The sequence below is a fragment of the Tatumella sp. UBA2305 genome (assembly GCF_002345795.1).
Lineage (GTDB): Bacteria > Pseudomonadota > Gammaproteobacteria > Enterobacterales > Enterobacteriaceae > Tatumella > Tatumella morbirosei.
The window spans coordinates 107,524-121,911 of the sequence record NZ_DDVT01000003.1; the positions used below are offsets into that span (position 1 = coordinate 107,524).

At 52.2% G+C, this 14,388-nt stretch carries 15 protein-coding genes; 5 read left to right on the forward strand and 10 right to left on the reverse strand.

Annotation, left to right across the window (positions count from 1 at the left end; genetic code table 11):
- Nucleotides 1-73: 73 nt before the first annotated feature.
- A complete protein-coding gene (gene flk, locus B3Z23_RS01780; protein ID WP_294900768.1) occupies nt 74-1,108 on the forward strand; it encodes a flagella biosynthesis regulator Flk in 1,035 nt (344 codons plus the stop codon).
- Here the strand turns inward: flk and B3Z23_RS01785 are convergent.
- Complete coding sequence (locus tag B3Z23_RS01785; RefSeq protein WP_294900771.1) at nt 1,105-1,545, reverse strand: rhodanese-like domain-containing protein; 441 nt, start codon at nt 1,543-1,545, stop codon at nt 1,105-1,107. The genes flk and B3Z23_RS01785 overlap by 4 nt on opposite strands.
- A gap of 85 nt (nt 1,546-1,630) precedes the next feature.
- Between B3Z23_RS01785 and B3Z23_RS01790 the strand changes: the two genes are divergently transcribed.
- The gene (locus tag B3Z23_RS01790; protein ID WP_294900773.1) at nt 1,631-3,055 is read left to right on the forward strand and encodes a PLP-dependent aminotransferase family protein; all 1,425 of its coding nucleotides are present in this window, start codon (nt 1,631-1,633) and stop codon (nt 3,053-3,055) included.
- Here B3Z23_RS01790 and B3Z23_RS01795 read toward each other — a convergent pair.
- On the reverse strand, nt 3,028-4,221 hold the full coding sequence (locus tag B3Z23_RS01795) for an arabinose transporter (RefSeq protein WP_294900775.1): 1,194 nt from the start codon (nt 4,219-4,221) through the stop codon (nt 3,028-3,030). The genes B3Z23_RS01790 and B3Z23_RS01795 overlap by 28 nt on opposite strands.
- A gap of 326 nt (nt 4,222-4,547) precedes the next feature.
- Here B3Z23_RS01795 and B3Z23_RS01800 point away from each other — a divergent pair, with 326 nt between their 5' ends.
- A complete protein-coding gene (locus B3Z23_RS01800; protein ID WP_349677200.1) occupies nt 4,548-4,784 on the forward strand; it encodes a M20/M25/M40 family metallo-hydrolase in 237 nt (78 codons plus the stop codon).
- Between the two features lie 73 nt (nt 4,785-4,857).
- On the opposite strand, the gene fabB is transcribed toward B3Z23_RS01800, so the two are convergent.
- Nucleotides 4,858-6,078 carry a beta-ketoacyl-ACP synthase I gene (fabB, locus tag B3Z23_RS01805; RefSeq protein WP_294900780.1) on the reverse strand — a complete coding sequence of 407 codons (1,221 nt, stop codon included), beginning with the start codon at nt 6,076-6,078 and terminating at the stop codon, nt 4,858-4,860.
- A 155-nt stretch (nt 6,079-6,233) separates the two neighbouring features.
- On the opposite strand from fabB, the gene mnmC reads away from it, so the two are divergent.
- Nucleotides 6,234-8,246, forward strand: coding sequence for a bifunctional tRNA (5-methylaminomethyl-2-thiouridine)(34)-methyltransferase MnmD/FAD-dependent 5-carboxymethylaminomethyl-2-thiouridine(34) oxidoreductase MnmC (gene mnmC, locus B3Z23_RS01810; protein WP_294900783.1), 2,013 nt, complete (start codon nt 6,234-6,236; stop codon nt 8,244-8,246).
- Between the two features lie 19 nt (nt 8,247-8,265).
- On the opposite strand, the gene B3Z23_RS01815 is transcribed toward mnmC, so the two are convergent.
- From B3Z23_RS01815 to prmB, 6 genes are all read right to left on the reverse strand, one after another.
- Complete coding sequence (locus tag B3Z23_RS01815) at nt 8,266-8,550, reverse strand: YfcL family protein (RefSeq protein WP_294900785.1); 285 nt, start codon at nt 8,548-8,550, stop codon at nt 8,266-8,268.
- A 32-nt stretch (nt 8,551-8,582) separates the two neighbouring features.
- On the reverse strand, nt 8,583-9,128 hold the full coding sequence (locus B3Z23_RS01820; RefSeq protein WP_294900788.1) for an elongation factor P hydroxylase: 546 nt from the start codon (nt 9,126-9,128) through the stop codon (nt 8,583-8,585).
- 71 nt (nt 9,129-9,199) lie between these two features.
- Nucleotides 9,200-9,994 (reverse strand): TSUP family transporter, encoded by a 795-nt coding sequence (locus B3Z23_RS01825; protein ID WP_294900790.1) that lies wholly within the window; start codon nt 9,992-9,994, stop codon nt 9,200-9,202.
- An 8-nt stretch (nt 9,995-10,002) separates the two neighbouring features.
- Entirely contained in the window at nt 10,003-10,827 is an 825-nt protein-coding gene (mepA, locus tag B3Z23_RS01830; protein WP_294900792.1) for a penicillin-insensitive murein endopeptidase, read from the reverse strand.
- Between the two features lie 5 nt (nt 10,828-10,832).
- Nucleotides 10,833-11,918: a chorismate synthase gene (gene aroC / locus B3Z23_RS01835; protein WP_294900795.1), complete on the reverse strand. Its 1,086-nt coding sequence runs from the start codon at nt 11,916-11,918 to the stop codon at nt 10,833-10,835.
- A gap of 54 nt (nt 11,919-11,972) precedes the next feature.
- A complete protein-coding gene (gene prmB, locus B3Z23_RS01840; protein WP_294900799.1) occupies nt 11,973-12,905 on the reverse strand; it encodes a 50S ribosomal protein L3 N(5)-glutamine methyltransferase in 933 nt (310 codons plus the stop codon).
- Nucleotides 12,906-13,176: 271 nt separating this feature from the next.
- Between prmB and smrB the strand changes: the two genes are divergently transcribed.
- The gene (smrB, locus tag B3Z23_RS01845) at nt 13,177-13,725 is read left to right on the forward strand and encodes an endonuclease SmrB (protein WP_038021846.1); all 549 of its coding nucleotides are present in this window, start codon (nt 13,177-13,179) and stop codon (nt 13,723-13,725) included.
- A 29-nt stretch (nt 13,726-13,754) separates the two neighbouring features.
- Here smrB and sixA read toward each other — a convergent pair whose 3' ends face one another.
- Nucleotides 13,755-14,237: a phosphohistidine phosphatase SixA gene (sixA, locus tag B3Z23_RS01850; protein WP_294900804.1), complete on the reverse strand. Its 483-nt coding sequence runs from the start codon at nt 14,235-14,237 to the stop codon at nt 13,755-13,757.
- Between the last annotated feature and the right edge of the window lie 151 nt (nt 14,238-14,388).

A 14,388-nucleotide genomic window follows, 5' to 3' on the forward strand; every position in this document is an offset into this window, starting at 1 on the left:
GGATTGTTATCATACTGGCTGATACTCCGGCTAACCCCGGGCTGAATTTTCTCTACTTGCTGGAATGTTTGTCATGCAACCACTCCGCGGCCCATCCGGGGTCACTGGCGAAACAACGCCTCCTGCCCATTCACGGGAAACCCAAACTCCTGCGTCACCGGCTGCACTGACGACTGCCCAGCGAACTGCGCTGGAACGTATTATTGTTCGGATTATGGCCATCAGTTCCCTGAAGCCGGCTGAGCTATGGGCAGGTATCCGCCATCAGTCGGGGGTAAAGCATGATAATGAACTGCTTTCCAGTCACTTTCCCGCCGCAGAGCAATGGCTGACCGGACGGCTTATCCAGGAACAAAATGCCCGTTCAGCCAGAATTCTGCTCCAGCAACTGACAGACTTGCTGCCGGTAGGAAATAATCGTCAGGCCGTGAGTCATTTTATCCGCCAGAATTTTGGCCAGACCGTGCTGAGCTCACTGACCCAGCCCCAGTTGCAACAGGTACTAACCATGCTGCAAAACGGTCAGATGGATATTCCACAGCCGCAACAAATACGCACGACTGATCGTACATTGCTTCCGGCTGAACATCAGAATTTGCAACAACAGGTGATTAAACTAACCATTTCCGGTGGCGGTTCTCCGTCGGCTGTCTGGCAACAGCTGTTCAGCCTGATTTCATTAAAAAATGGTGATCCGATTCCATCGCGATTTTATCCACTGATGAACCAGTATCTGCAGGCCAGAATTGCATTACTTACCCTTAGCCAGACTCCGCCGCTAACATTACCGGCGTTGTTAAAATCGCTGAAACAACCGCCATCAGAAACAGAGGTTCAGCATCTGACAGGTTACTGCGAGCAGCAATTCCCTTCAGTCGCTACCCAACCTCTGACTGAAGTTCAGGCTCAGGATGTGTTGCATCGTTTGTTTCGTTTACGGGCAGAACAGTTGATTCTGGCCGGGAAAAAAGAGTCCGTGGCCAATCCCCAGCCACTGACTGCCGATATTCCCGCGCCGGCGCCAGCCAGTTACTGGTCACGTATACCCCGTAGCTGGCTGGTTATCCTGCTGGCATTGGTTATTATTCTGCTGTTGTGGCTGTTCTAACAACCACACTCTTTATCCGCCGGTGATGACGGCCACTCCCCGGGGAGTTCCCCGGTTGTCACCGGATGTTGATCACGCTTCCAAAAATCCAGTCCGCCAATCAACTCACGCACATAAAAACCCGCCTGAGCCAGTTTTAATGCACCTTTTGTCGAACCATTGCAGCCGATACCATCACAGTAAGTGATATACAGTAATGACGGATCCAGTTGTGCCAGCGTCTCTGCGGTCATTATGCGATGAGGAAAACTCTTCGCGGTGGTGATATGTCCCTGCCGGTAGTGCGTTTCAGACCTGACATCCAATACGACAATCCCCGGATTACCCTTTTGTACATCCTCCGCCAGATCCCAGGCATCTGAGTAAAATGCCAGTTTACGTTGTAAATATTCGACCGACTGGCCCGGTTGGGCAACAGCTGACAGATTAAAGTTCATCAATTTTCTCCTTGCTAACTGAGCTCAGATTACCGCAGGATAGCGAGACCACTAATACCACTTCTGGCAGGCTGATAAGACCACTATGCAACCGCCCTCCCCCTGGCTGGTGATATTTGACAATTTACCAGGCCTTGGCCATCGCGAGCGATTATGTGAGACTCTGCGCCTGGCCATCCACCGTGGACACCTTTCTGCAGGACAGAAATTACCTTCCAGCCGTCAGTTAGCCGCCGATCTGTCACTGTCCCGGGTAACGACAGAGGCGGCCTATAGTCAGCTGGAAAGTGAAGGTTATCTGGTGCGTTATCAGGGGAAAGGTAGCTTTGTCGCGACATCGGTCAGAACAATTAATCGTCCGATGAATGATCCTTTTTCTCTGCCAATACTGTCAGAACGTGGCCGGCAAATTGTGGCTACCGGGGGATGTGAGGATCCGCTGGTTCCGGCCGCATTCGCGGCGGGTTCTCCGGATCTGCGGGAATTTCCCTATCCAGCCTGGCAAAAATTATACGATGAGGTACTTCGTCGTCAGGATCTTCAATTGTTTGGCTACGGCGATCCTCAGGGCCTTCCCGAATTACGGACTGTGATTGCCGATTATCTGGCGCTTTCACGACAGGTAAATTGCACAGCTCAGCAGGTGATTATTCTAAACAGTTCTCAACAGGCATTGCAGTTAATCAGCATGTTGTTGATTGATCCTCAGGATCAGGTGCTGACCGAACAGGCCTGTTATCCGGGAGCACGCAATGCCTTTCTTGCCGCTGGTGCAAAATTATCGCCTCTGACACTGGATGATCAGGGGGCACAGGTTCCGGATGTTGCTGCAAAGCTGGCATACCTGACGGTAGCTCACCAGTATCCGTTGGGTATGGCGATGAGCTCTGCACGCAGGAAAGAGTGGCTGGAGTGGGCTAAACAACATGGAGCATGGTTGGTTGAAGATGACTATGACGGCGAGTTCCATTACCAGGATACGCCGTTACCGGCACTACAATCAGAGGATCGTCACCAGCGGGTAATTTATCTGGGAACCTTCTCTAAAAGCCTTTTTCCTTCGCTGCGGCTGGCCTGGATGGTATTGCCCGTATCATTAACCGACAGCATGGTCCGGGCGAGAACCCTGACCGACGGACATACCCCACAGCTCTCACAGGCAGTAACTACCGAATTTATCCGGCGAGGTCATTTTGCTCAGCATTTGCGGCGAATGCGTAAACTGTATGGTAGCAGGCGTCAGCTGCTGACCGAACAACTGCAACAAAACTTTGGTCAATGGCTAAGGGTAATGCCTGGCGATGGGGGATTGCAGTTAACCGTTGAACTGCTACAGGGAGAGGAAATCGCCCTGACCCGCCAGGCAATGGCTGCCGGACTGATTCTTCCTCCGGTCTCTCCTCTGTTTATCAGTGGTCAGAAATTACAGGGCTGGATCCTGGGCTATTCGGCCCTGCAACGGGCCGAAATTCTGGAGGCTTGTCAGCGGCTGCGGGCGTTATTTGCCTGAAATAGTAACCGCAGAGAAATAATTAAACCTGCCAGCGCAGCACAGGCTCCCGCCAGATAAACCGAGCCATAGCCAAATCCGCTGGCCAATAGCCCGGCGATTGGGCCACTAATGCCATAGGCAATATCCTGGAACGCTGAGAAACACCCCAAAGCCGTCCCTCTGACTTTGGCATCTACACTATGGACAACTTCCACTCCCATTGCCGGGAAAACCAGTGAACATCCGCACCCTGTCAGCGCAGCACCGGCAAACGCCATCCACTCCTGAGTCCCCAGGCAGAGCAAAAGTAATCCAACGGTTTCCACCGCCAGTGAAATCATAGCAACCTTTACACCACCAATTTTGTCGGGGAAGCCCCCAAAAAAGATACGAACCACGACATAAAATAATCCAAAGGCCGTCAGTGTATAACCTGCATTTCCCCAGTGACGATCCGCAAAATAGAGGGAGGTGAAAGCACCTATCACTGCAAATCCTACTCCCTGCAATGCCAGCACAACACCCGGGGTCAGGATCTGCCGGACCACGCTAAACAACGACGGACGGTTACCGCTGGAAACCGGGACTGACCGGACACTGAAACAACATAGCAGTGCCACAGCTGGACACAGCGTGGCTACCGCGCTGACGCCAATGAAACCATAATGATGCTGGATCAGTAATCCTAACGGGGCGCCAGCCGCCAGAGCCCCATAGATTGCCATCCCATTCCAGGACATGACGATACCTGAACGCTTAGGACCAATCAGACCCAGGCCCCAGGTCAGATTGCCGGTAAACAACAGACTTTCACCAAATCCCAGTAATAACCGGCCAATAATTAACAGGGTAAACTGCAAGGCCACTGAGCCGTTCAGTAATGCGGAACAGAGATAAGCCACCCCGACCAGGATGATGACGGACATCCCCTGAAGAGTCGTCAGCTTCGCACCTCGCTGGTCTGCGCGCTTACCGGCAAAGCCACGGGTCAGTAAAGTGGCGAAAAACTGAATCCCCACGGCAAAACCGACCATGACATCATTCATTCCTAACTGTTGATGCACGTACAACGGAATGACCGGGAGTGCCAGTCCGGCCGTCAGATAGGTAATAAAAACCGAGAAGGAGGTCACTCCTACCGGCAGTGTTGAGGCAGTTGTTTCCGGTAACGCAGTTTCAGCCATGACAAATAAACTCCATTAAGGTCCCGGCCCCGTGCTGCACACAGAACCCGTAAAAGAACCGGACATTCCCGGTAAAACCAGTGAATCATCGATTCTGACACAGCCGCCGCACAGATCAAATCGGATAACGGTCAACCTGTGCTATCTGCCAGGCGCAACCCGATATCCCCGTGAGCCGTGCGATTATAGCTCACGTTTTGTATGACACAGAACGCCCTGCGCCCTACAATACCGCTACATTGTTAACGGGGATAACAGAATGGAAAGGATTACCCGTAAAATCGTAAAACTGTCAGAGTAATTTACCGGCATTCGCCATCAGCTGCATCGCCACCCGGTGGTTTGGTGCAGATAAAGTTCACCTTAACACTCCGCCATTAATGGGCAGTGAAGATTTCACCTATATGCTGGAAGCGAATCCCCGTGGCTGTTACCTGCTGGCAGGCCATGGTGACGAACAAGGGTACAGTGCCCTGCACAACCCGGGCTACGATTTTAATGATCAACTGATTGTCCCCTGCGCCAGCTTTTGGGTAGCGCTGGTGAGTGAATTACTGAAATAGCAGCCGGTAAACCGGCATAAAAAAACCCGACCCTGTAATCAGGGCCGGGTTTTCTGAACCTACGCTATCGGGCTTATGCCTGATACTTACGCATTGTCAGTGTGGCATTGGTGCCACCAAAACCGAAACTGTTAGACATGACAGTAGTCAGTTTTTTCTCAGTCGGTTTGGTCACAATGTTCATACCGCTGGCTGCTTCGTCCGGTTCTTCGATGTTAATGCTTGGCGCAATAAAACCATGCTCCAGCATCAGCAGGCTGTAGATCGCCTCCTGCACACCGGCGGCCCCTAAAGAGTGGCCTGTCATTGCTTTGGTCGCAGACAGTGACGGGGTGTTATCACCAAAGACTTCGCGAATCGCTCCCAGCTCTTTCAGATCACCTACCGGAGTGGAGGTTCCATGGGTATTCAGATAATCAATTGGGGTATCTACACCCTGCAACGCCATCTTCATGCAACGTACTGCACCTTCTCCCGACGGAGCCACCATGTCTGCGCCATCAGAAGTCGCACCATAGCCAACAATTTCGGCATAGATATGCGCACCACGGGCCAACGCATGTTCCAGTTCTTCAACCACAACCATTCCGCCGCCACCGGCAATAACAAAGCCGTCACGGTTGGCATCATAAGTACGGGACGCTTTTTCCGGAGTCTCGTTAAACTTAGTTGACAGCGCACCCATTGCGTCAAATTCGCAGGCCATTTCCCAGCACAGCTCTTCACCACCACCGGCAAAGACGATGTCCTGCTTGCCTAACTGAATCTGCTCTACCGCATTACCGATACAGTGTGCAGAAGTGGCACAGGCTGAACTGATAGAATAGTTTACGCCATGGATTTTAAACGGGGTTGCCAGACAAGCAGATACCCCGGAAGCCATCGCTTTGGTGACCACATAAGGTCCTACCGCTTTCAGGCCGCGTGGGCTACGCATGGCATCTGCACCAAACACCTGGAAACGCGGAGACCCCCCCCCTGAACCGGCAATCAGGCCGACACGCGGGTTGTTCTGATACTGTTCTACGCTCAGACCGGAATCTTTAACCGCTTCTTCCATCGACAGATAAGCATAAACAGATGCATCACTCATAAAACGCACAATTTTGCGATCAATCAGCCCGGTGGTATCCAGCTTTACATTGCCCCAGACATGGCTGCGCATGCCGGCTTCTTTCATTTCTTCTGAAAAGGTGATACCAGAACGGCCTTCCCGCAGGGATGCCAGTACCTCTTGCTGATTATTACCAATGCTGGAAACAATCCCCAGGCCAGTGATCACTGCACGTTTCATTCAAAAGTCCTCATTCACATCTCTTCGATTTACGGTGCACTTTAGCGTACACTTGTAAGCCGAACAAGTCCGATCAGCAAATTCCCGTGTAAATTTGCGTCGCAGGTATGATATCGATAAAATTCGCTTATTGCCTGACCAATGAGCCTTAAGCCGTGAAGCCCTGCCGAATAGAACATGCTACCCTCCGATGGAACGAACAGGGTACACCTGTTTCTGAATTTTTTGATGACGTCTATTTTTCCAATGACGACGGTCTTAATGAAACCCGTTATGTTTTTCTGGGCGGAAACCAGCTCCCGGCACGTTTTTCCGACCATCCAGGCGATCTTTTTATTGTTGCTGAGACCGGTTTTGGTACAGGCCTCAATTTTCTGACACTCTGGCAGGCATTTGACCGTGCGCTGGCTGAGAATCCACAAGCCAGCGTTAAGCGTCTGCACTTCATCAGCTGTGAAAAATATTTGCTGACCCGCCAGGATATCGTTGCGGCCCACCGGCACTGGCCGGAACTGGCTGAATATACCCACCAGCTACAACAACAATGGCCTGAAGCGTTATCCGGTGGCCAGAGAATGCTGTTTAATCATGGGCAGGTCACCCTGGACCTGTGGCTGGGAGATATTAACCTGCTGATTGATACATTTGATGACAGCATGAATCATCAGGTCGATGCATGGTTTCTGGATGGTTTCGCCCCGTCAAAGAATCCCCGGATGTGGAATGATCGGATATTTTCCGCGATGGCTCGTCTGTCACGCCCGGGAGGCACCTTTGCCACATTTACCGCGGCCGGTTTTGTCCGCCGCGGCCTGCAACAGGCCGGTTTTCATGCCGAAAAGCGCAAAGGCTTTGGACGCAAACGGGAAATGCTCTGTGGAAACCTGCCTCAGGCTGTGCCTGTTCCGGTTTCACGTCCCTGGTTTCACCGGCCAGCGGTCAATGGAAAAGAAGTTGCGATTATTGGTGGGGGCATTGCCAGTGCCTGCCTGGCACTCGCTCTGCTACGTCGGGATTACCGGGTCAGCCTGTATTGCGCGGATGAGACTCCGGCAGCCAATGCCTCAGGCAACCGGCAGGGTGCGCTCTATCCTCTGCTGAACAGCCATGATCCGGTGCTGGCCACTTTTTTCCCGACCGCATTCAGTTTTGCACGGCGGTTTTATGACACCCTGCCCTGTGAATTTGAACATGACTGGAGCGGAGTACTGCAACTGGGATGGGATGATAAGAGTCAGCGTAAAATAGAACAGATGCTGGAGATGGATTTACCCTTTTCTATTGCCCGTAACGTTGACGCTAAACAGGCCAGTGAACTGGCCGGAGTTTCGCTGGACTGTGGCGGCATTTTTTATCCGCAGGGAGGCTGGCTCAATCCCGCACAACTGACGACCCATCTGATCGGGCTGGCGGAGCAACAGGGAATGACCTGTTACTGGCAGCATGACCTGCTGTCATTGCAACCAGAGAATGAAGGCTGGCAGTTAAATTTCACATCCCATCCGGCTAAACAACACACTGCGGTGGTGCTGGCCAACGGTCACCGGGTTAGCCAACTGACCCAGTCGGCACGTTTGCCGGTTTATCCGGTCGCAGGCCAGGTCAGTCATGTCCCCGCATCCCCGGGCTTGTCCGCACTGAAAACCGTGCTTTGTTACGACGGATATCTGACCCCACTCAGCCCACAGTTTCAGACCCACTGTATTGGTGCCAGTTATCATCGGGGGGAAGAGAACGCTCAATTCAGCGAAACAGATCAACAGGAAAACCGTCAGCGGCTCATTAACTGCCTGCCAGACAGCCCATGGACCACTGAAGTTGATGTCTCACTACACCAGGCAAGAAACGGTGTGCGTTGCGCTATCCGCGACCACTTACCCATGACCGGGGCTCTGCCCGATTATGATGCTACTCTGACTCAATATTCGGCATTGCAGCAACAAAGCCGCAAACCGGAACTGGTCGCTGCAGCGCCGGTCTGGCCACAACTCTTCGTGCTGGCAGCACTGGGTTCCCGGGGATTATGCAGTGCCCCTCTGGCTGCCGAAATTCTGGCGGCACAGATCAGTGGTGAGCCTCAGCCTCTGGATGCCACGACCCTTGATGCCTTACAGCCAAACCGTTTCTGGATAAGAAAATTACTGAAAGGCCGCCCGGTCAACGGATGATAGCGACGGCTTCTGTGACTCAGCCAGCTACAGCACTGCTGGCCTTATGATAAAGCTCTTCCCACAGGCTCAGAACCAGTACCTGGTCGGGCGGCGATAACTCCTGCTGGCGGATAGCTGCCTGCAGGCTCTGTTCAACCTTCTGTTTCAATGCCTGCGGGCTGCTTTCTCCCTGCAGCTCCAGTTCTGCAACCGACTGAGTCAGATGCCCGCGTAAATAGCCACCGGCAAATAACTGATCATCGGAAGCGCTTTCCACCATATCATCGATCATTGCCAGAATATGCGCTTCAATTTCTACCATTACTCAGAACCTCTTATTCAGGGAAATACCACTCAGCACAGCTCTTCCGGCCACGGAAACTGTCCAGCATTCAGCACCGGAGTCGCATAGAAACGATTTAATGCCGTAATAAACCGCAAGGGGCGTTCAGGAATTCCATGGGTCAGTAAACCCGCTATTTTCTGATGAACCTTGCGCTGAAAAGCGACCCTGTCAGGTTCACAGTCACCTTCCAGGTTGTCACAACTGACATTGAAGGGAAATCCGGCGGCCACCGAAAACATCCACTCAAAGGCCTGTGGTGTCACTTCTACAGCTTCAAATTGCTGCTGGGTCTGTTGATCGCGGCCATCAGGACAATACCAGTAACCAAAATCCACCAGTTTACGACGGGCTTCACCGGCGACACACCAGTGAGAGATCTCATGCAAAGCACTGGCGTAAAAACCGTGGGCGAAAACGATCCGGTTAAAATCAATGTGTTGATCTGCCGGCAGATAAACAGGTTCATCATCCCCTTTTACCAGCCGGGTATTAAAATCCTGATAAAAACACTGCTCAAAAATGACCATCAGATCCTGATAATTATGCGTTGTCATTGCTTACTCTTTACCTGATTTACGTCACTTTAAGTCGCATGTAGTGCGACTCTGCTCCCTGTGGGTCGGATTCAGTGCCCTAAAGCCTGCAGAATCGCCTGACCGTGGCTGTCCCATAAAAGTTTCAGACTCATGACCAGCGAAACAATTACGACCATCGGCCGGATCAATTGCTGTCCACGGGTCAGTACCAACCTGGCCCCCAGCCGTGCGCCACAAAATGCCCCCAGCAACATCACGGCACCGAGCCCCCAGATAATTTTGCCACCAAACATAAAAAACAGCAGACTGGCAAAGTTAGAGGTAAAATTCAGCAACTTGGCATGAGCGGTGGCTTTAGCCAGATTAAAACCACTCAGGGTCACAAACGCCAGTGCGTAAAACGAGCCTGCACCGGGTCCAAAAAATCCGTCATAGAAGCCGACACATCCGCCACCCACCAGTGCGAACCCCAGGCCCGTGAGTCTTGACGAACGATCAGTCTCCCCGACTTTCGGCATCAGTAAAAACCATAAACCGGTACCAATCATCAATAACGGTAACAACTGGCGCAGCAAATCAGCCCTTAAATGCTGAATCACCGTGGCGCCTATCATGGCACCGATAAAAGTCATGGCGATATTCAGGCGTTGTTCAGACAGCGTGACCGCGCCACGGCGAATAAAATAGAGACTGGCTGAAAAAGAGCCTCCCACCGACTGCAACTTATTAGTGGCCAGGGCGTTAGCCGGTGAGAGTCCGGCGGCCAACAGCGCCGGGACGGTTAACAATCCACCGCCCCCGGCAATCGAGTCTATAAACGCAGCAGCAACCGCCACCAGAAATAACAGAGCAACCGTCCCGGGTGAGACCAAAAACCACTCCATAGTGTTCCTTACAATAAATGTTTATCGAGCAATGCCTGGCAGGAAGGAGGTAACGGCGGAGGTGTCCGTTTGACCGGAGCACCACTGCCAGGTTTAGCTGGCTGGAACCAGCTTTGAAGTTCAGCACCACATCCGTCACCTGGCGGTGGTGGTGGCTGATCCTGACATTCAGTACTGCCCGGAGGACAACGCAACCGGACATGCATATGTGCCCGGTGAGCAAACCACGGACGAACTTTGTTCAGCCAGTTACGATCGCTGCCAGCCTCCAGACAAAGTTGCTGCTTAATTGCCGGATTCACAAAAATACGGGTGACCTGTGGATCTTCTGCGGCCAGTTTAATCATCTGTCCAACTGCAGGAGTCCAGTGTCTGGCAACCACATGTTTACCATCGGCAGAAACCAGATCCAGGGGCTGGGGATGCAAAAGCTGCTGTGCCGTCCAGCGTGACTTAGGCAGTTGCAACCAGATATCAACATCCAGGCCGGTCTGATGGCTGGCATGGCCGCTGCTGAAGCGACCACCCGCAGCCATTCCCATATCACCAATCAGCACTTCACCCAGTCGCTGTTCGGCAACCCGGGCACTAAAGCGCTGAATAAACTGGATCAAATCCGGATGACCAAAATAACGCCGCTGATCCTGACGCATCACCTGATAATTTTCTGCATTCAGAGGCAGGCTTTGAGCGCCAATAATACAACCGTTAGCAAAACTACCAATGGATTGTGGCGGACCACTGACAGGTTTCTGAATCTGCTGCCAGGGTGTTGCTGCCACAGCACTGACATTCAGCAGCGACATCAGAACCGCGAGCGCAATTTTTTTCATCGTATTTACCAGCGAGGAACACTACTCTGCACGTCAGCGCACTGAGCACGATGACGCAGCAGATGATCCATCAAAGTTATTGCCATCATTGCTTCTGCAATTGGCACCGCACGGATCCCCACACAAGGGTCATGACGCCCTTTGGTGATCATATCTACTTCTTCACCCTGACGGGTGATAGTCTTACCCGGTACCGTAATGCTGGACGTCGGTTTCAGCGCCAGGGTCGCCAGAATCGACTGCCCACTGCTGATCCCCCCCAGAACGCCACCTGCATGGTTACTCTGAAAACCATCACGGCGGATTTCATCCCGGTGCTGACTACCTCGCTGGCTGACCACCGCAAATCCGTCACCAATCTCAACGCCTTTCACGGCATTAATGCTCATCAGGGCATGTGCCAGATCGGCATCCAGCCTGTCAAACACGGGTTCACCGAGCCCAGGAGGAACACCTTCCGCCACGACACTGACCTTAGCGCCAATGGAGTCACCCTCTTTCTTCAGGCCACGCAACAGTTCATCCAGCGCATCCAGCACAGTCTCATCTGCTGAAAAGAAAGGATTCTGTTCTACCTGCTGCCAGTCACGCAATTCACAACGCACATCACCCATCTGAGCCAGATAGCCACGAACGACAATACCATGAGCCTGTTGCAGATATTTTTTCGCAATAGCTCCGGCCGCAACCCGCATTGCAGTTTCACGGGCGGATGAACGACCACCACCACGATAGTCACGCAGGCCATATTTTTGTTCATAGGTGTAGTCGGCATGTCCCGGACGGAACAGATCTTTAATCGCACTATAATCCTGAGAACGCTGATCGGTGTTTTCGATCAATAAGCCAATAGAGGTCCCGGTAGTAACTCCTTCAAATACACCTGACAGGATTTTCACCTGATCCGGTTCACGCCGCTGAGTGGTATAACGCGAAGTCCCCGGACGGCGGCGGTCCAGATCATGCTGAATATCTGCTTCAGTGAGCGGGATGCCTGGCGGGACACCATCCACGATACATCCCAGGGCAATCCCATGTGATTCACCAAAGGTGGTGACTCTGAAAAGCTGTCCAATACTATTTCCGGCCATGGTCGTTCCTCAATTCTGCAACACAAACCGGCAGGCCACCGGTCTATCCTGAAATTAAAACTGGTACTGTCTGAAGTAAGGCGTCGCCTCGATCAGTTGCTGCCTGTCCAGCATAAACACCCCGTCACCACCATTTTCAAACTCGAGCCAGGTAAAAGGCACTTCAGGATACTGCTCAATCATATGCACCATGCTGTTACCGACTTCACAAATCAGTACGCCGTCATCGGTCAGATAATCTGCGGCATTCGCCAGTATTCGCTGTACCAGCACCAGGCCATCACTGCCGGCTGCCAGCCCTAACTCCGGCTCATGGCGATATTCATCCGGCAAATCATCCATATCTTCAGCATCAACATACGGCGGATTGGTCACGATTAAATCATACTTGATAGCGGGTAAATCACGGAACAGGTCAGAACGCAAAGGAGTCACCTGATGCAGCAAACCGTGCGCTTCAATATTCTGTTCGGTTACGGCCAGGGCATCTGCCGAAATATCTACGGCATCCACTTCTGCTTCCGGGAATTCATACGCACAGGCGATGGCGATACAACCGCTGCCGGTACACATATCAAGAATACGCTCAGGCTGGATATTAATCAGGCCCGTAAAACGATGGTTAATCAGCTCACCGATTGGAGAGCGCGGGACCAGTACACGCTCATCCACATAAAATTCATGTCCGCAGAACCAGGCTTTATGAGTCAGATAAGCGACCGGCACCCGGTCGTTAACCCGGCGGATCACCCGCTCCACAATACGCTTTTTCTCACTACTGGTCAGGCGCGCAGTATACATATCTTCCGGAATTTCAGGCGGAAGATAGAGCGTTGGCAAAACCAGCTGAACAGCTTCGTCCCAGGGATTGTCTGTGCCATGCCCGTACCAGATATCAGCCGCTGAAAAGCGGCTTACTGCCCAGCGCAGCATATCCTGAATGGTGTGCAGTTCGTTCACTGCCTCATCGACGAAAATTTTGTCCACATTGCCCTCCGGGGGCGATAACCAAAAACTGGCGATAGTTTGCCATGAAGTGACTCAGAATTCAGCGTCCTGATGATAAAAAGCCACCTTTTATCTGCTATCCTTAATCGACTTATCCAAAGCGACAAAAATACATTTGTTATATGGTCTGTGTTCTGACCGGCAGCCGCTGATAACCAAAGCCGACAGTCACAGATCTGAATCGAATTTGCAATTTAACAGGAAGCAGGGAAAATACGCTTTTATCCCCCCTGACAGATCCAGTGGTCATATGAATTCAAAAAAAACAGCTCATGAAGACCAGGCGTTGTTCCGGCAACTGATGTCAGATACCCGACGCCTGAAACAGGATACCGTCCTGCATACCCCCTTACGGGCATCGGGGCGTAAAATTACTGAAAAACGCGCACTCTCGGAACAGGCAGATAACAGTCACTATTTTTCTGATGAATTCCAGCCGCTGCTGGCTGAGGAAGGTCCTGTGCGCTATGTGCGGGCCGATGTCAGTCATTATGAGCTGAAGAAACTACGTCGCGGGGATTACACGCCGGAAATATTTCTCGACCTGCATGGTCTGACACAGCAACAGGCAAAACAGGAACTGGGGGCATTACTCGCCGCCTGCCGCAGGGAGCATCTGTTTTGTGCCAGTGTCATGCATGGGCACGGTAAGCACATCCTGAAGCAACAGACACCTTTGTGGCTGGCTCAGCATCCCTATGTGATGGCCTTTCACCAGGCCCCTCGCCTTTTTGGAGGTGATGCCGCGTTACTGGTGTTAATTGAGACAGAAGAGTGGCAGCCTCCGGAACTACCCTGACCCGGGGCTTGCCCCCGGGTCAGTTCCGGTTACATTGCTTTATCAAGTCTTGACGGGCTGACCTGCCACAGCAGCTCCCCCAGCCCGCTCTTTTCGTCAAAGCGGACACAGGCAATACCTGAGGTGGCGAACATCGGTGGAGCTTCCTGTGGACAGAGCGCTGACACCAGATAACCGACTAACGGGAGGTGAGAAACGACTAATACCGAGCTTACGCCCTGTTTCGCCAGAACCTCAAGATAACTGGCCACACTTGCTGCATCTCCGGAAGGAGTCAGCTCAGGTAATACTTCAAACTCTTTCGGTAACTTAAGACAGCCACGGACTTCAGAAAGGGTCTGTTCAGCACGCAGATAAGGGCTTACCAGCACTCGTTCGATATCGACAGTTTGTTTACCCAGCCAACTGGCCATTTGTCGTGACTCACTGCAACCGCAATGCGTCAGGGGTCTGACTGAATCACTGTCCGCTTCGAGCGCCGCTTCACCGTGACGCATGATATAAACTTGCATATGGCACCGCTGTTAATTGAAAAAAGAACGGTTTCATTACCTGCAGCAAACTGCAAAAAGCAATGAAGCAGGTGTTTTACCTAAAGCCTGTGCTACAGTCAACCAATTGTTTATTTACTGAACAACCTATCTCCTCTCATATTGACCCGGC

What these genes read in the sequence shown, in the direction of transcription:
- mepA (WP_294900792.1), bottom strand. Translation starts at nt 10,827, where the DNA reads ATGAAAAAAATTGCGCTCGCGGTTCTGATGTCGCTGCTGAATGTCAGT.
- B3Z23_RS01820 (WP_294900788.1), bottom strand. Translation starts at nt 9,128, where the DNA reads ATGACAACGCATAATTATCAGGATCTGATGGTCATTTTTGAGCAGTGT.
- fabB (WP_294900780.1), bottom strand. Translation starts at nt 6,078, where the DNA reads ATGAAACGTGCAGTGATCACTGGCCTGGGGATTGTTTCCAGCATTGGT.
- B3Z23_RS01825 (WP_294900790.1), bottom strand. Translation starts at nt 9,994, where the DNA reads ATGGAGTGGTTTTTGGTCTCACCCGGGACGGTTGCTCTGTTATTTCTG.
- sixA (WP_294900804.1), bottom strand. Translation starts at nt 14,237, where the DNA reads ATGCAAGTTTATATCATGCGTCACGGTGAAGCGGCGCTCGAAGCGGAC.
- B3Z23_RS01785 (WP_294900771.1), bottom strand. Translation starts at nt 1,545, where the DNA reads ATGAACTTTAATCTGTCAGCTGTTGCCCAACCGGGCCAGTCGGTCGAA.
- B3Z23_RS01815 (WP_294900785.1), bottom strand. Translation starts at nt 8,550, where the DNA reads ATGGTAGAAATTGAAGCGCATATTCTGGCAATGATCGATGATATGGTG.
- smrB (WP_038021846.1), top strand. Translation starts at nt 13,177, where the DNA reads ATGAATTCAAAAAAAACAGCTCATGAAGACCAGGCGTTGTTCCGGCAA.
- aroC (WP_294900795.1), bottom strand. Translation starts at nt 11,918, where the DNA reads ATGGCCGGAAATAGTATTGGACAGCTTTTCAGAGTCACCACCTTTGGT.
- B3Z23_RS01790 (WP_294900773.1), top strand. Translation starts at nt 1,631, where the DNA reads ATGCAACCGCCCTCCCCCTGGCTGGTGATATTTGACAATTTACCAGGC.
- flk (WP_294900768.1), top strand. Translation starts at nt 74, where the DNA reads ATGCAACCACTCCGCGGCCCATCCGGGGTCACTGGCGAAACAACGCCT.
- B3Z23_RS01795 (WP_294900775.1), bottom strand. Translation starts at nt 4,221, where the DNA reads ATGGCTGAAACTGCGTTACCGGAAACAACTGCCTCAACACTGCCGGTA.